Origin of the sequence: Pseudomonas rhodesiae, assembly GCF_013285305.1 — a bacterium.
In the GTDB taxonomy this organism is placed as follows: Bacteria; Pseudomonadota; Gammaproteobacteria; order Pseudomonadales; family Pseudomonadaceae; genus Aquipseudomonas; species Aquipseudomonas rhodesiae.
Map to the genome: position 1 here is coordinate 4,581,861 of NZ_CP054205.1, position 16,168 is coordinate 4,598,028.

The 16,168-nt window shown below is 57.8% G+C and carries 15 protein-coding genes, 4 tRNA genes and 1 riboswitch; of the genes, 7 read left to right on the top strand and 12 right to left on the bottom strand.

Features of this window, described 5'->3' with window-relative positions; all coding sequences use genetic code 11:
* Positions 1-186 precede the first annotated feature (186 nt).
* Both cheR and HRH33_RS20685 read right to left on the bottom strand, forming a co-directional pair.
* The gene (cheR, locus tag HRH33_RS20680) at positions 187-1,014 is read right to left on the bottom strand and encodes a protein-glutamate O-methyltransferase CheR (RefSeq protein ID WP_034099912.1); all 828 of its coding nucleotides are present in this window, start codon (positions 1,012-1,014) and stop codon (positions 187-189) included.
* A 41-nt stretch (positions 1,015-1,055) separates the two neighbouring features.
* Positions 1,056-1,988: a chemotaxis protein CheV gene (locus HRH33_RS20685; protein WP_167418099.1), complete on the bottom strand. Its 933-nt coding sequence runs from the start codon at positions 1,986-1,988 to the stop codon at positions 1,056-1,058.
* An 81-nt stretch (positions 1,989-2,069) separates the two neighbouring features.
* Between HRH33_RS20685 and flgA the strand changes: the two genes are divergently transcribed.
* The 4 genes from flgA (at position 2,070) to HRH33_RS20705 (ending at position 4,650) form a co-directional block, all read left to right on the top strand.
* Positions 2,070-2,825 carry a flagellar basal body P-ring formation chaperone FlgA gene (gene flgA, locus HRH33_RS20690; protein WP_034139041.1) on the top strand — a complete coding sequence of 252 codons (756 nt, stop codon included), beginning with the start codon at positions 2,070-2,072 and terminating at the stop codon, positions 2,823-2,825.
* Positions 2,826-2,965: 140 nt separating this feature from the next.
* Entirely contained in the window at positions 2,966-3,286 is a 321-nt protein-coding gene (gene flgM, locus HRH33_RS20695; RefSeq protein ID WP_034139042.1) for a flagellar biosynthesis anti-sigma factor FlgM, read from the top strand.
* Positions 3,287-3,334: 48 nt separating this feature from the next.
* Positions 3,335-3,805: a flagella synthesis protein FlgN gene (locus HRH33_RS20700; protein ID WP_034139043.1), complete on the top strand. Its 471-nt coding sequence runs from the start codon at positions 3,335-3,337 to the stop codon at positions 3,803-3,805.
* A 95-nt stretch (positions 3,806-3,900) separates the two neighbouring features.
* On the top strand, positions 3,901-4,650 hold the full coding sequence (locus tag HRH33_RS20705) for a flagellar brake protein (protein ID WP_034099917.1): 750 nt from the start codon (positions 3,901-3,903) through the stop codon (positions 4,648-4,650).
* A gap of 59 nt (positions 4,651-4,709) precedes the next feature.
* On the opposite strand, the gene HRH33_RS20710 is transcribed toward HRH33_RS20705, so the two are convergent.
* Both HRH33_RS20710 and HRH33_RS20715 read right to left on the bottom strand, forming a co-directional pair.
* Positions 4,710-6,101 carry an MFS transporter gene (locus tag HRH33_RS20710; RefSeq protein WP_034139044.1) on the bottom strand — a complete coding sequence of 464 codons (1,392 nt, stop codon included), beginning with the start codon at positions 6,099-6,101 and terminating at the stop codon, positions 4,710-4,712.
* A 285-nt stretch (positions 6,102-6,386) separates the two neighbouring features.
* Positions 6,387-6,463, bottom strand: a tRNA-Arg gene (locus HRH33_RS20715).
* A gap of 324 nt (positions 6,464-6,787) precedes the next feature.
* Here HRH33_RS20715 and HRH33_RS20720 point away from each other — a divergent pair.
* From HRH33_RS20720 to HRH33_RS20725, 3 genes are all read left to right on the top strand, one after another.
* The gene (locus HRH33_RS20720) at positions 6,788-7,018 is read left to right on the top strand and encodes a hypothetical protein (RefSeq protein ID WP_034139045.1); all 231 of its coding nucleotides are present in this window, start codon (positions 6,788-6,790) and stop codon (positions 7,016-7,018) included.
* 10 nt (positions 7,019-7,028) lie between these two features.
* A complete protein-coding gene (locus tag HRH33_RS26450; RefSeq protein ID WP_080761473.1) occupies positions 7,029-7,208 on the top strand; it encodes a PA3371 family protein in 180 nt (59 codons plus the stop codon).
* 387 nt (positions 7,209-7,595) lie between these two features.
* Positions 7,596-7,922 carry an Arc family DNA-binding protein gene (locus HRH33_RS20725; protein WP_024076996.1) on the top strand — a complete coding sequence of 109 codons (327 nt, stop codon included), beginning with the start codon at positions 7,596-7,598 and terminating at the stop codon, positions 7,920-7,922.
* A 128-nt stretch (positions 7,923-8,050) separates the two neighbouring features.
* Here HRH33_RS20725 and mgtE read toward each other — a convergent pair whose 3' ends face one another.
* The 8 genes from mgtE to ltaE form a co-directional block, all read right to left on the bottom strand.
* Positions 8,051-9,493, bottom strand: coding sequence for a magnesium transporter (mgtE, locus tag HRH33_RS20730; RefSeq protein ID WP_034099922.1), 1,443 nt, complete (start codon positions 9,491-9,493; stop codon positions 8,051-8,053).
* A gap of 329 nt (positions 9,494-9,822) precedes the next feature.
* A tRNA-Arg gene (locus tag HRH33_RS20735) sits at positions 9,823-9,899 on the bottom strand.
* 72 nt (positions 9,900-9,971) lie between these two features.
* Positions 9,972-10,048 (bottom strand) — tRNA-Arg (locus HRH33_RS20740).
* Between the two features lie 108 nt (positions 10,049-10,156).
* Positions 10,157-10,247, bottom strand: a tRNA-Ser gene (locus HRH33_RS20745).
* Positions 10,248-10,309: 62 nt separating this feature from the next.
* Positions 10,310-10,498 (bottom strand): carbon storage regulator CsrA, encoded by a 189-nt coding sequence (csrA, locus tag HRH33_RS20750; protein ID WP_003175645.1) that lies wholly within the window; start codon positions 10,496-10,498, stop codon positions 10,310-10,312.
* A 186-nt stretch (positions 10,499-10,684) separates the two neighbouring features.
* Positions 10,685-11,926, bottom strand: a complete 1,242-nt coding sequence (locus tag HRH33_RS20755; protein WP_034099923.1) for an aspartate kinase — start codon at positions 11,924-11,926, stop codon at positions 10,685-10,687.
* Positions 11,927-12,021: 95 nt separating this feature from the next.
* Positions 12,022-14,640: an alanine--tRNA ligase gene (gene alaS, locus HRH33_RS20760; RefSeq protein WP_034139047.1), complete on the bottom strand. Its 2,619-nt coding sequence runs from the start codon at positions 14,638-14,640 to the stop codon at positions 12,022-12,024.
* A 146-nt stretch (positions 14,641-14,786) separates the two neighbouring features.
* Complete coding sequence (ltaE, locus tag HRH33_RS20765; RefSeq protein WP_167418100.1) at positions 14,787-15,791, bottom strand: low-specificity L-threonine aldolase; 1,005 nt, start codon at positions 15,789-15,791, stop codon at positions 14,787-14,789.
* A gap of 190 nt (positions 15,792-15,981) precedes the next feature.
* A riboswitch (FMN riboswitch) is annotated at positions 15,982-16,151 on the top strand.
* Positions 16,152-16,168: the final 17 nt, after the last annotated feature.

The following is a 16,168-nucleotide window of genomic DNA, read 5'->3' on the forward strand; positions in this document are numbered from 1 at the left end:
AATGCCAGAAAAGCGGCAAGCGGCTTCCGCTTGGCGCCAGTAAAGCGGCAATGGGGGATTGCCGCAAAACTAAAAGTGGGAGGAGGCTTGCCTCCGATAGCGGCGTATCAAGTCATGGACAGGTGACTGATCCAACGCTATCGGGGGGCAAGCCCCCTCCCACATTTTTGACTGCACAGGCCTTGTTTACTTGGCCTGGTAGATGATGCCCGGGCTGCACTGCACCATCTGGTAGTGATCCGGCAGGCCGTTGAGCGCCTCAGACGCACCGAGGAACAAGTAGCCGCCACGCTTGAGCGTGCCATGGATACGCAGCAGGATGTCTTTCTTCACTTCGGCCGAAAAGTAGATCAGCACGTTGCGGCAGAACACCATGTCGAACTTGCCCAGGCTGGCGTAACTGTCGAGCAGGTTGAACGAGCGAAACTCCACTCGGCTCTTGATCGGCGCTTTCACCGCCCAGCGGCCCGCGCCTTTGGAGTCGAAGTAACGTTGCAAACGCTCCTGGGACAAACCGCGCCCCAGCGCCAGGGTGTCGTATTCGCCGGTCTTGCAGTTATTCAACATGGTCCCGGACAAGTCTGTGGCGACAATCTGCGCTCCAGCCTTCAACTGGCCCATGTTGGTTCGCTCGAACTCGTCGATAGCCATGGAAATCGAGTACGGCTCCTGCCCCGAAGAACAGGCCGCCGACCAGATGCGCAAGCGCTGTCCGGGACTGGCCTTGATGGCCTCCGGCAGCACCTTGCTTTTAAGCACTTCAAACGGATACGTATCGCGAAACCACAGGGTTTCGTTGGTGGTCATGGCATCGACCACCATCTCCTTGAGCCCACTGCGCGGCTGACTCTGGATCCGCTGAACCAACTCGCCCAGGGACTTGATGCCCTGCTGCTCCATCAGCTTGTTGAGACGGCTGGATACCAGGTACTGCTTGTTCTCACCGAGCAATATGCCACAGGCTTTTTCCAGGAAGACCCGGAACTGTTCAAAATCCAAATTACCTGTCGACACTGATACCGCCTCTAAAATCGTATGATCGCCAAGAATAAACCTTAGCCGTGATCTGCTGCTTTGATCCGGTCGACGACTCGGGATGCGAGGTCATCAGGACGGAATTTGGCCAGGAAATCATCCGCCCCGACCTTTTTGACCATGGCCTGGTTGAATACACCCGACAACGAAGTATGCAGCACGATATGCAATTTTTGCATACGCGGGTCGCTGCGTATCTCGGCTGTGAGAGTGTAGCCGTCCATTTCCGGCATCTCGATATCCGAGATCATCATCAGGAATTCTTCTTCCGGCTTCTTGCCCTCATCCACCAGTTTGCGCAGGTAATCCAGCGCCTGGCGGCCATCGTTGAGCGCTATCACTTCCACGCCGACAGTTTGCAGGCAACGGGTCACCTGCTTACGGGCCACGGAAGAGTCATCCACCGTCAGTACACGCAGGGACACCGCTTTGTGCGCCGTCTCGGCGTCTACCACGCCCACCGAAATCGTCTCAGAGGTAGGGGCCACTTCGGCGAGGATCTTCTCCACATCGATAATTTCCACCAACTGGTTATCGACCCGCGTCACCGCCGTAAGGTAGTGATCGCGGCCTGTGCCCTTGGGTGGTGGATGAATCTCTTCCCAGTTCATATTGACGATGCGCTCCACCGAGCGCACCAGGAAACCCTGGGTCTTGGTGTTGTACTCGGTGATGATCACGAACGGACTTTCACGGTCCTGAAGACCGGACGAGCCTGTCGCCAGAGCCAGATCAAGAATCGGGATGGTCGCACCGCGAATATTGGCAACGCCACATACCACTGGACTGGATTTGGGCATGATCGTCAGCTTGGGACATTGCAGCACTTCCCGCACTTTGAACACATTGATGCCATACAGCTGCCCGCCGTCGAGGCGAAAAAGCAACAACTCCAGGCGATTCTGCCCTACCAGCTGTGTGCGCTGGTTTACTGAATCCATTACACCTGCCATGCCCAGACTCCTACGCTAAAACCTTCGGGGGTACGACGCGCACCCGACACTAAACGGCACGAGCTTTGCTATTTGTTGGCTATGGATATGAAAACGACAGTTTCCCGACACCCCCGCCACCGCAGATTGCTCAGCGTCTCGATGGCATTGCTGGCTTTCTGCCTGGGCACCACGGCCCGCGCAGAGAACGTCACCTTGCCTGATCTCCTTATCGGCGTCACTCAAGGCTTTCTTGAGTTCACTGTAGAAGATTATCTGGCAACTACACAGACGCTGGGGCGTTATGAAATCCAAGTCAACCAGTTGGACCCTCGCCTGCGCATGCCTATGTGCGACAAGGAATTGACAGCCACCCTGGAAAGCCCCGCCCAGCCCATCGGCCGTGTGACGGTAAGGGTCCGATGCGACGGCGCTTCGCCCTGGACTGTTTTTGTGCCGGCGCAGGTCAAGCTGTTCCGCGATGTGGTGGTGGTCGCGCGACCGCTCAAGCGCACCGCCATCATCGCGTTTGAGGATGTCGCCTTACGCGAGCGCGACATCAGCCAGATCAATCAGGGGTATTTGACAAGCCTCGACCAGGCCATCGGGCAGAAATTAACCCGACCAGTGGTCACCGATCAGGTCCTGACTCTTGTCCATCTGGAACAGGCCGAGGTGATTCGCAAGGGCGACCAGGTGGTGATCTCCGCCAGCAGCGGCGCCTTGAACGTGAAAATGCCCGGTGAAGCACTGTCCAACGGCGGCATGAGCGAGCAGATCCGGGTTAAGAACCTCAATTCAAACCGTGTAATCAAAGCGCGCGTGACCGCCCCAGGACAAGTCGAGGTGGCTTTATAGATCGCTGGTAGAGGACGCTGGGTTTTCCTACACTGTGCACGAGAAGTCCCGTGTGGAGATTTATTGTCATTCGCGCCTAAAGTTTATCCGGGTATGGCCGAAAACATGGCAAGCGTCCAAATACCCAGAGGTTTTTTATCATGGTCATTGATTTCAGTCGTTTAAATAACTCCCCGGCAACGTCTGGTACTGCACGCACCACGGGTGCCAAAGAAAGTGCCGAAACCAAGGCCCCAGTGCCTGCCAAGACGGAACAAACCAGCGCCAGCCAGAGCGGGGAATCGGTACACCTGAGCAATGAGGCTCAACAGTTGCAGAAGGTCACTGACTCGCTGCGCGATCAACCGGTTGTCAATAAAGCCCGCGTGGCCGAGTTGAAACAGGCAATCGCTGATGGCAGCTATAAAGTCGACAGCAACCGTGTAGCCAGCAAGCTGCTTAACTTCGAAGCCGAGCGCTAGGCAAAGGCCTGCGCCGGGCTTTTGGACGCTTAAAACCCAAGGCCAGCCATGCATCACGACGAAACCCTGCTTCAACTGATCATCGATGATCTAGCGCCGACGCAACAATTGCTCGAGCTGCTGAAAGAAGAATCCTTGGCCCTCTATGGCCGGGACATGCCACTGCTGGAGGAAATCCTCGCACGTAAGCAGTCGCTGATCGTCCTGCTGGAACAGCACGGCAAGAAACGCAGCCAGATCCTGATCAGCCTGGGCTTGCCCGCAGACCATGACGGCCTGGCCCAACTGGCCAGCCACTCTTCGGTCGGCGACCAACTGCTGAGTCAGAGCAAAGCACTCAATCAGTTGCTTACCCAATGCCAGGAAGCCAACCAACTCAATGGTCAGTCGATCCAGCTTCAGCAAGCTACGACGGCCAACCAGTTGCGTATACTCCACGGCGGCGAGCCACCGGCGCTGTATAACGCGCAAGGCTCTACCTCTCGCTTGGTCAAGCCCAGCACCCGCAGCCAAGCCTGATACCGGTTTACCGCGCGCCCTATCCAAGGCGCGCTACATGCTGGCAAAATGCCGGTTCTTGCGTGTAGTCGTATTTGTCTGGAGATGGAAGAACCGTGTTCAACGCTCTTAATGCGGAAGATGCTCCGCAGCCCCCCAAGGTCCTCACCACGCCTCTGGAAATCGCCGGCAACTTGCGAATGCTGCAAGAAAGCCATGACCCGCTGATCATTACGTTTCACGAGCGCAGCCAGCGTTTCCAGAGTTATCTGGTGGATGTCGATCGGGACAGTAACACGCTGGTCATGGACGAAATGATCCCCCGCGACGGTGAGCGCTATCTTGAAAATGGCGAGCCGTTCCGCATCGAAGGTTTCCACGATGGCGTGCGCGTTGCGTGGGAAAGCAACGGTGGCATGACCATCAGCGAAAAGAATGGTCACCGCATCTACACCGGCAGCATGCCCAACGAAGTTGTCTATCACCAACGTCGGAATGCCTTTCGTGCCGCCCTGAAGCTGGCACAGTTGGTGAACATCGAGCTGGGTGGTGAAAAGCTCAAGGCGCCGATCAACGGCAAGCTGTTGGATATTTCCGCCACCGGCTGCAAATTGCGCTTCGAGGGAGACATCACTGAGCGCCTGCAACTGGGCCAGGTCTATGATCGATTTATCGCCGCCCTGCCCTTCGGCAGCATGACCACCTCGGTCGAACTGCGCTACCTGCACTTCGAAGAGAAGATCAACACCACTTTCGCCGGCGTACGCTTCCATAATATGAGCGGGCTGGTGCAGCGACAGGTCGAGCGTTTCGTTTACCAATTGCAGCGCGAAGCACGGCGTTTCGACAAAGACGACGACTTTTAAGCGTAACAGGTCGCAATAAAAAACGGGCAGACCCTCAGGGGTCTGCCCGTTTTTCGTTATTAGGGACGCGCCCCACTCAAGCCGTTGGGATGCTCGTCGGAGTCCGGCTGTTCGGCAGGTGCCTCGGCACTTGGCTCTTCGACCGGTGGCGGCTGCGGTGGCTGCGGCGGCTCGACTTCGGGCTCAGGGCTTGTTTGCATCTGATCCTGCACCACTTGCTCATCCACCCGCGGATCGAGCGCCGCGACCAGCGGCGAACTGGACATACTGTCGGGCATCGCGACGTGATGCAAAGGCGCGTCGTCCACCTGATGCAGATTGGTGACCGCCTTGGGCCTAATCCGCCACACCAGGATCAGCGCGCACAAGGTGAAAAACGCGTACAGCATCTGACTGCCGAACAACTTCATCACCACACCCGCCAACAAAGGCCCGACACTGGCGCCGACGCCATAGGTAACCAACAGCATGGCCGTCAAAGATACCCGGCGGTCACCTTCGACATGGTCGTTGGAAAACGCCACCGCCAGCGGGTACAGGCAAAACTGCACCAACGAGCACAGGAATCCGGCGATGAACAGTACCTCCAGCGGCACCTGAGTGAGAATCGCCAGCGGCAATGACGCCACCGCCAGGCAAAGCGCGAAGCAACGAATCAGCAGCGCGCGATCATAACGGTCCGACAGCCAGCCCAACGGCCACTGCACCACCAACCCGGCAAAGATGCAGCTACCCATGAACAAGCCGACCTGCTCGGTCGTCAACCCCTGCTGGGAGGCATACAGCGGCGCCAAACCGTAGAAGGAGCCGACGATCAGCCCCGCGCCCAACACAGTACTCAGCGACTGCGGCACGCGCTTGATAAAGAAGCGCGGCTCCATCGGAGCCGGCCGCAAAGGCGCCGGGTGAATGCGCCGAGTCATGGCAACCGGTACCAGACAGAGCGCAAAGCACAACGCGACCAGCATCAACAGTTCCAGGCCGAGCTGGGGATGCATTACCAGAATCAACTGACCCAGTACCAGGCCCAGATAAGAGGCGATCATATAGCCACTGAACACCACACCCCGCTGCTTGGCGTCAGCCTGTTCGTTGAGCCAGCTTTCAATGACCATGTACTGGCACATCATGCCCAGCCCCACGATCACCCGCAGCACGATCCAGGCTGGCAACCAATCGACCAGGCCATGGCCCAACACCGCCGCACCGACAATCCCGGCACAGGTGGCATAGGCGCGGATATGCCCCACTCGGGCAATCAGGCGGTGTCCAATCTTGCCGCCCAGCACCAGACCAAAATAGTTGGCGGCCATCAGCGCACCGACCCACAGGCTGTCAACGTTATCAGCCGCCAGGCGCAGAGCCAGGTAGGTGCTGAGCAAGCCAGAGCCGATCAGCATCATCAAGGAGGCGAAATAAAGGGCTCGAAAAGATTTCCAGATCTGTCGCATCGGCGTTCCGAGCGGCTCCTTGCAGTGAGAAACAGGGCTATCGGCATGATAGTCCTGGGTGGCCGGTTCCGGACAGGCGGTAAGGCAGTTTCCGGGGATAAATTTGTACAAAACAATTGGCTACAGCTCAGACGCAGCTCAGTGTCGCCCGAGATACACCGTTGTCACGAATACACGACAGTCCCTGCTGTGAACCTCGATTGCCGCCAAGGTTCGACCGGCTCTGGAAAAGTTCGATCACGCACAAAAAAGCCCCGCCGGATATTCCGTACGGGGCTTTGAATATGGCGTCCCAGGGCCGGTTCGAACGGCCAACCTTCCCCTTAGGAGGGGGATGCTCTATCCAATTGAGCTACTGGGACTAATGACAGCCATCAAGCCATGGCGGCGATGGACGGCGTGCATGTTAACGGCGGAGGTGAGTTTTGTCATGTCGTCCTTAGGCTTTTTGCCCGTAAGCCGATCCTGACTACAGCGATTTCGGTTTCGCCCCGTAAACACAGGCACTTGGCCTAAGTCGTGCAAAATGCACTCCCGCAAACTGGTCGCGTTGCAAATTGCAACCTCAAAAGCAGTATAAACACCTACAAACCATTGATTTTATTGAAATAATGGTTTGGCACGACACCTGCAATATTGTTCTTATACCCCACCACTCAGCCAGGCGGTAAACGGAGAACATGCCCATGAACAGCGCCCTTCTGTTAGCTCTCAATTCTGTCGCCCTGGCTGCACTGGTGATGTTTCACTTTCAATCGTCGAATGCGCAAGATCCGGCACAGATCAGCCAAAACGCTGTTCCACACCACCTGCAGCAACGCCCGCAGCTGGCGGTGATGACGCCAACCGCACAATCTCCCGTACGCCTGACCCAGGGCTCCCAGCCCGCCCCTGCAGCCGAACACTGGGTTTTCTGAGGACAACATGATGAGCAAATCTGCCTGGCTTCTCCTATGCCTGACCGCGGCAACGGGTCTCTATGGCCTGCGGACAGATGCGCCAGATGAGCAAACCACTGCGCTGATTGCCAGCGGCGTATCTGCCTGCTTATTCGTGCTCACCCTTTTCGTGGGCCGTCGCATCAAATTCGATCCAGTCCTACGCTGAAAGCTCCTCTTCCTCCATACCTTACGTCGCCCCAACCTAGCCAATCGGCCATTTGCCACTAGTCTTAAAGATAAGGGCAAAAGGCCACTTTGTTATAGGATGTGCGGCCTCAAACCCTGCTGTGACTGGGTTTTTGGGATAGTTCCATCTGGGTAGCCCCTCAAGTGAATGTTTTCCAACCAGTCCGCAAAAATGCAAATCAGTGCTGGCATAAAGCCTCCAGGCAGTTCAATATTTGTCACAGAATTGACGCCAAGGAACTGGCAAATGTGAGGCATGATGCGGCCTCTTTGCAATTCGGGTTGAACTTTGGTCGTGAGTCTTGTCTTAACACTCATCTTGCGGCCAATTCCAGAAACCGCTCCCCTGAACTAACCGGTTAAATATATGCGCCCATTGAAACAGGCAATTTATTCCAGCCGTACGGCTGACAAGTTCGTCGTACGTCTGCCAGACGGAATGCGGGAACGCATTGCCGAGGTGGCTCGCAATCATCACCGCAGCATGAACTCCGAAATCATCGCGCGCCTGGAACAGAGCCTTATTCAGGAAGGTGCGCTGGGTGAAGAGTTGAGCATGCGCCTGGACAGTCCTGAGCTGTCGCTGCACGAACGCGAACTGCTGCAGCGTTTTCGTCAGCTCTCCCATCGCCAGCAAAATGCTCTCGTCTCGCTGATCGCGCACGACGTTGAGGCTGCCGCAGAAGCCGATTGATGTGCAACCGAAAGCCGAAGCCAGCCTAGTGCTGGCTTTTTTTTGCGTGGGATTTGTGAAAACAACCGCAAGAGCAAGTCTGCTCGCTCTTGCGGCGTAGCGGCCGGGCAGCCGCGCATCGACTTGGCTTAGAGGAGAAAGATCGTCGCCAGGCCCAGGAATATAAAGAAGCCGCCGCTGTCGGTCATGGCCGTGATCATCACGCTGGCGCCCATGGCAGGGTCGCGCCCCAGGCGCGCCAAAGTCATAGGGATCAACACGCCCATCAGCGCCGCAAGCAGCAGATTAAGGGTCATGGCAGCAGTCATCACTACCCCCAGCGACCAACTGCCATACAGCAAGTAAGCCACGACGCCGATCACGCCACCCCATACCAGACCATTGATCAAGCCCACCGCCAATTCTTTGCGCAGCAATCGCGACGAGTTGGCAGTACTCACCTGATCCAGCGCCATCGCACGCACAATCATGGTAATCGTCTGGTTGCCTGAGTTGCCGCCGATGCCTGCCACAATCGGCATCAGCGCCGCCAACGCCACCAGCTTCTCGATGGAGCCTTCGAACAATCCGATCACGCGGGATGCGATAAACGCAGTAATCAGGTTGATTGCCAGCCACGCCCAGCGGTTATGCAGCGAACGCCAAACCGAGGCAAAAATATCTTCCTCTTCACGCAGACCCGCCATGTTGAGGACTTCGGTTTCACTCTCTTCACGGATCAGGTCGACGATTTCATCGATAGTCAGACGACCGATCAGCTTGCCGTTCTTGTCCACCACGGGAGCCGAAATCAAGTCGTAACGCTCAAAGGCCTGAGCCGCCTCGTAAGCATCTTCGTCAGGATGAAAGCTCACCGTGTCGCTGGCCATCAAGTCGGCCACTTTTTTCTCAGGGTCGTTGACCAGCAGCCGCTTGATCGGCAGCACACCCTTGAGAATACCTTCGTAATCCACCACGAACAGCTTATCGGTGTGGCTTGGCAATTCTTTCAATCGACGTAGATAGCGCAGTACCACTTCCAGGCTGACGTCTTCACGGATGGTGACCATCTCGAAGTCCATCAGGGCGCCGACCTGATCCTCATCGTAGGACAACGCTGAGCGCACGCGCTCGCGCTGCTGACCGTCAAGGGCCTCCATCAGCTCGTGGACAACGTCACGCGGCAATTCCGGCGCCAGGTCGGCCAGTTCGTCGGCGTCCATCTCCTTGGCCGCCGCCAACAATTCGTGATCGTCCATGTCGGCGATCAGGGTTTCACGCACCGAGTCCGACACTTCGAGCAGGATGTCGCCATCACGGTCGGCCTTGACCAACTGCCAAAGGGTCAGTCGATCATCGAGCGGGAGGGCTTCAAGTATGTAGGCAACGTCGGCGGAGTGCAGATCATCGAGCTTGCGTTGCAGCTCGACGAGGTTTTGCCGGTGCACCAGGTTTTCGACGCGGTCGTGGTGAGGACCTTCCTGGCGGTGCGTTAGGTCTTCGACCACACGCTGGCGCTGCAGCAGCTCGATAACTTGAGCAAGGCGATCCTGCAGGCTTTCTTGAGTTTTCTTTACTTCAACTTCGGTCATAGGCGAACTCCACTCCCAGCAGCGGGGCACGCCGGAAGGATCAATCAGTCAATTCATGATTGGTGAAACGGGGCACTGAGTAACTACTGGGTAAGTCCATGGAGGTATTCCACAAGCCCCGGCGGGGCTGACGGGCGCAATGATACACCTTGCGTCCGCTTTTAACGTTAAAAAACTGGAAAGAACAAGCGCTTGCGAGCCAAAGCTGAGTATTGGCCGCATCTATGAACTGCGACGACGCAGACGGAAAGGAAAACACATGGGCCGAGAGAAAAAAGATAAAACCCCAGACGGCAAAAAGCCCGCGCTAGGCGGGCTTTTTGTTTGTATGGTGCACTCGACAGGATTCGAACCTGTGACCGCTCGGTTCGTAGCCGAGTACTCTATCCAGCTGAGCTACGAGTGCAGATTGTGTTTTTAGACCAGATCACAACTGGTTGAAGCCAAGCCACCTGCATCGCTGCAGCTAACTCTTAAATGGTGCACTCGACAGGATTCGAACCTGTGACCGCTCGGTTCGTAGCCGAGTACTCTATCCAGCTGAGCTACGAGTGCATTTGTTGCCGCGTATTATAGGCCGTTCAATCTCTATGTAAAGCGATTTTTTCGAGTAATTTCAACAACTTACCGATAAATCCAGATTGCAACGTACTAAGCAAATAATGGCGGAGAACGGGGGATTCGAACCCCCGACACCCTTTTGAGGTGTACTCCCTTAGCAGGGGAGCGCCTTCGGCCACTCGGCCAGCTCTCCGCAACACGGGGCGTATATTAACCACGTTCATCCCCGTTTGCAAACATAAAAAACGATAAAAATTAAAGGCTTGGTTCTTCGTCCTTCTCTTTCTTGATCCGCAGGTAAATTTCCTCGCGGTGGACCGCTACCTCTTTCGGAGCGTTAACCCCGATACGCACTTGATTGCCTTTAACGCCGAGCACGGTCACGGTGATTTCTCCATCACCGATAATCAGGCTTTCTGCGCAACGACGAGTCAGAATCAGCATGCCTTTCTCCTCACGCATTTCAGTTCAGGAACAACAGTCTGCAAAAAAAAGGCCTTCGACCTACAACCCGAAAGCCATAGCCCTACCCGCCTAAGTATTGTCGAGCGCGCGCAAAAGAACAGGTCCTACACACGCAGCCCACAAAAAAATGAAAGGCGCGGTAAACCGCGCCTTTCTGGCATTACGTCACTCGCCCTGTCGGGCCGGAGCGTCCAGCTCAAAAGCGGTATGCAGCGCGCGTACAGCCAGTTCCAGGTACTTCTCTTCGATCACCACCGAGACTTTGATTTCCGAGGTGGAGATCATCTGGATGTTGATGCTTTCCTTGGCCAGGGCTTCGAACATGCGGCTGGCAACGCCGGCGTGGGAACGCATGCCCACGCCCACAATGGAGACCTTGGCAATCTTGGTGTCACCCACCACTTCACGGGCGCCGATTTCTTTTGCAGTGTTCTGCAGAATACGCTCAGCCGCATCGTATTCGTTGCGGTGCACGGTGAAGGTGAAATCGGTAGTGTTATCGTGCGAAACGTTCTGCACGATCATGTCGACTTCAATGTTTGCGCCACTGATAGGGCCCAGGATCTTGAACGCCACGCCCGGGGTGTCTGGCACGCCACGGATCGTCAGCTTGGCTTCATCGCGGTTGAAAGCGATGCCGGAAATGATCGGCTGTTCCATGGATTCCTCTTCATCAATAGTAATGAGGGTGCCCGGACCCTCTTTGAAGCTGTGCAATACGCGCAGCGGAACGTTGTACTTGCCGGCGAACTCCACCGCGCGGATTTGCAACACCTTGGAACCGAGACTGGCCATTTCCAGCATCTCTTCAAAGGTGATCTTGTCCAGGCGCTGCGCGACGGACACCACACGCGGGTCCGTGGTGTAGACGCCATCCACATCGGTGTAGATCTGGCATTCATCAGCCTTGAGAGCTGCCGCCAGCGCCACACCGGTGGTGTCCGAACCGCCACGGCCAAGGGTGGTGATGTTGCCCTGCTCGTCCACACCCTGGAAGCCCGCTACAACTACCACACGCCCGGCTTTCAGATCAGCGCGAATTTTCTGATCGTCGATCTGCAGGATACGCGCCTTGGTATGAGCGCTGTCGGTGAGGATGCGCACTTGGCTGCCTGTGTAGGACACAGCCGGCACGCCGCGTTTGTTCAGGGCCATGGCCAGCAGGGCAATGGTCACCTGTTCGCCGGTGGACACGATCACATCCAGCTCGCGCGGCAACGGTTGCTGGTCGCCACTGATTGCCTTGGCCAGATCGATCAGGCGATTGGTCTCGCCGCTCATGGCCGACAGCACCACCACCAGGTCGTCGCCAGCGTCGCGGAATTTCTTAACTTTGTCGGCCACCTGCTCGATTCTTTCGACAGAGCCGACCGAGGTGCCTCCAAATTTCTGTACGATCAAAGCCATTTCCAGCCGCCTCAGCCCGTAAAGGGGCGCCTAAATATCCAATCAACCAGCACTGATCAGGCCCGCGACTAGACCACGGGCCGATAAACAATGCCTTAAATGCCAGCCTCGACAAACGGCACGGTCAGGGCCAGGGCCGCATCCAGGGCACCGGCGTCTACACCACCGCCTTGCGCCATGTCCGGACGACCACCACCCTTCCCGCCCACTGCCGCAGCGGCTTGCTTCATCAAATCACCGGCTTTGAGTTGGCCAGTCAGGTCTTTGGTTACACCGGCAACCAGTACGACCTTTTCCTCATGGACACCGCCGAGCAGGATCACTGCGCGGCCGAGCTTGTTTTTCAACTGATCGACCAGGGCCAACAACGCCTTGCCGTCCTGACCGTCCAGGCGTGCGGCCAGGACTTTCACGTCCTTGACGTCAACGGCCGAAGCCGACAGATCGTCGCCCGCTGCGCTGGCAGCCTTGGCTTGCAACTGTTCCAGCTGTTTCTCCAGGGCACGGTTGCGCTCCAGGACAGCGGACAGCTTGTCGATCAGGTTGTCGCGGCTGCCCTTGACCAGGCTGGCCGCTTCCTTGAGTTGTTCTTCCGCCGCGTTCAGGTATGCCAGGGCCGCAGCGCCAGTCACCGCTTCGATACGACGCACACCGGACGCCACGCCGCCTTCGCTGATGATCTTGAGCAAAGCAATGTCGCCGGTACGGTTGGCGTGGATACCGCCACACAGTTCCACCGAGAAATCGCCGCCCATGCTCAGCACGCGCACGCTGTCGCCGTACTTCTCGCCGAACAATGCCATGGCGCCCTTGGCCTTGGCCGTTTCGATATCGGTCTCAACGGTTTCAACCGGGGTGTTCTTGCGGATCTCAGCGTTGACGATGTCTTCCAGCGCCTTGATCTGCTCTGGCTTGATCGCTTCGAAGTGGCTGAAGTCGAAACGCAGGCGCTGACTGTCGACCAACGAACCTTTCTGCTGAACGTGTTCGCCCAGCACCCGGCGCAGGGCGGCATGCAGCAAGTGGGTGGCAGAGTGGTTCAGCGACGTGGCGTGGCGCACGTCGGCGTCTACCTGGGTGTCCACCGGGGAGCCTACGGTCAGACTGCCTGAGGCCAGCACGCCGTGGTGCAGGAAGGCGCCGCCGGTCTTGGTGGTATCACGTACGTCGAAACGACCGGAGCTGGATTTGACGAAACCACAGTCGCCGATCTGACCGCCGGATTCGGCATAGAACGGGGTCTGATCCAGCACCACGACGCCCTCGTCGCCTTCGTTCAACACGTCGACCGACTGGCCTTCCTTGTACAGCGCGACCACTTTGGCCGAGCCGCTGGTGGCCTTGTAGCCGGTGAACTCGGTGGCCACATCCACCTTGACCAGGCTGTTGTAGTCCATGCCGAAGGAACTGGCCGAGCGTGCGCGCACGCGCTGGGCTTCCATCTCGCGTTCGAAACCTTCCTCGTCGAGGGTCAGGTTGCGCTCGCGGGCGATGTCGCCGGTCAGGTCCATCGGGAAGCCGTAGGTGTCGTAGAGCTTGAACACCACGTCGCCCGGCACCACGTTGCCCGACAGGTTGGCCAGGTCTTGTTCAAGGATCTTCAGGCCCTGTTCCAGGGTTTTGGCGAACTGTTCTTCTTCGGCCTTGAGCACACGCTCGATGTGCGCCTGGTTCTGCTTGAGTTCCGGGAAGGCATCGCCCATCTCGGCGACCAGGGCCGCGACGATCTGGTAGAAGAAGCTGCCATTGGCGCCCAGTTTGTTACCGTGACGGCAAGCGCGACGAATGATGCGACGCAGCACATAGCCACGGCCTTCGTTGGACGGCAGTACGCCGTCGGCGATCAGGAAGCCGCAGGAACGGATGTGGTCGGCCACCACTTTGAGCGAGGCTTGGTCGTCATTGCTGCAACCGATGGCCTTGGCGGCCGCAGCCAGCAGGCTCTGGAACAGATCGATTTCGTAGTTGGAATGAACGTGCTGCATCACCGCACTGATCCGCTCCAGGCCCATGCCGGTGTCCACCGACGGTGCCGGCAGCGGATGCAACACGCCATCGGCGGTGCGGTTGAACTGCATGAAAACGTTGTTCCAGATCTCGATGTAACGGTCGCCGTCTTCTTCCGGCGAGCCCGGTGGGCCACCCCAGATATCGGCGCCGTGGTCGTAGAAGATCTCGGTGCAAGGGCCGCATGGGCCGGTATCGCCCATGGTCCAGAAGTTGTCGGAGGCGTACGGTGCGCCTTTGTTGTCGCCGATACGCACCATGCGCTCGGCCGGCACGCCCACTTGTTTGGTCCAGATGTCGTACGCCTCGTCATCACTGGCGTAGACGGTGACCCAGAGTTTTTCCTTCGGCAGTTTCAGCACGCCGGTCAGGAAGGTCCAGGCGAAGTTGATCGCGTCTTGCTTGAAATAATCGCCAAAGCTGAAGTTGCCGAGCATTTCGAAAAAGGTGTGGTGACGGGCGGTGTAGCCGACGTTTTCCAGGTCGTTGTGCTTACCACCGGCGCGCACGCACTTCTGGCTGCTGACCGCGCGGGTGTAGGCGCGCTTTTCCTGGCCCAGGAAGCAGTCCTTGAACTGGTTCATCCCCGCGTTAGTGAACAGCAGGGTAGGGTCATTGCCTGGGATCAAGGAGCTGGAGGAGACACGGGTGTGACCTTGCTCTTCGAAGAAGCGAAGGAAGGCTTCACGGATTTCTGCGCTTTTCATTAGGTTCTTCCACGGAGGCTGCGGCCAAAGGCCAGTGCGCAACATCATCAGACGGAGCGACGGCAAAGGGCCGCATTATATCGGCCCTTTGCCGGTGGTACAGCGTGTTTATGCGATAGAGAGGTTCAATTAGACGGTCTGCACGTTCATTTACGCGAATATTCGACGAATGTTTCCAGCACCTGTGCCATCTGCGCCCGATTCACATCCAAATGGGTGACCATGCGCAGGCGAGGCGCCGCGCTCAACTTGATCCCGCGCTCGGCGGCAAACGCCTTCAATGCCTGGGCCTGATCGCCCACCTGCACATAGACCATGTTGGTCTGCACCGGCTCTACGCTGTAACCGGCCTTGCGCAGTTCATCCCCCAGCCACTGGGCATTGGCGTGGTCTTCGGCCAGGCGCTGTACCTGATGATCCAGGGCATACAGGCCTGCCGCCGCCAGTGAACCGGCCTGACGCATACCGCCGCCCACCATCTTGCGCAAACGGCGCGCCTTGGCGATCAGCGCGGTAGACCCGCACAACACCGAGCCCACCGGTGCGCCGAGGCCCTTGGACAGGCACACCGACACCGAATCGAAATGCTGGGCGATCTCCCGCGCATCCACCCCAAGCTTGACCGCGGCGTTGTAGAGGCGCGCGCCATCCAGATGCAGGGCCAGGTCATGCTCACGGGTAAACGCTCGCGCCTTGGCCAGGTACTCCATGGGCAGCACTTTGCCCTGCATGGTGTTTTCCAGGGCCAGCAAGCGGGTGCGGGCGAAGTGGAAGTCGTCTGGTTTGATGGCCGCCAGCACTTGGTCCAGATCCAGGGAACCGTCCGCCTGCACCTCCAGCGGCTGTGGCTGGATCGAGCCCAGCACCGCCGCGCCGCCGCCTTCGTATTTGTAGGTGTGGGCCTGCTGCCCGACGATGTATTCCTCGCCGCGTTCGCAGTGGGCCATCAGCGCCAGCAGGTTACTCATGGTGCCGGTGGGCACGAACAACGCGGCGGCAAACCCCAGGCGTTGGGCCAGTTCGGCTTCCAGTCGATTGACGCTGGGGTCTTCACCGTAGACGTCATCGCCGCTGGCGGCGCTGGCCATGGCATCGCGCATGCCGGCGGTGGGTTGGGTCACGGTGTCGCTGCGAAGGTCTATCACGGTCATCTAACTGGCCTCGGGCAGGTGGGGCGTTTTGTCGTATTGACGATTACTGCGGGCAAAGCCGCGCAATATCAAGCCCCGTGTGCATTCAATCGAATACCAACCAAACAAACCGATATAGCTAATCGATACGACGTCCGTGCAGTTTCTGAAAAACCGTGTTAAAAACTCTGCGCCGCCAGGGTTCTGGCGGCAACGTTCTCAGGGCGGGGTGTAATTCCCCACCGGCGGTAATTACACGCAATGTGTATAGCCCGCGAGCGCTTGGCGCCTTGGACTGCTTACGCAGGCCGGCGGCAAGGTCAGCAGACCCGGTGTGATCCCGGGGCCGACGGTCATAGTCCGGATGAAGAGAGAACGGGATTGGCACCCAAGGGCCG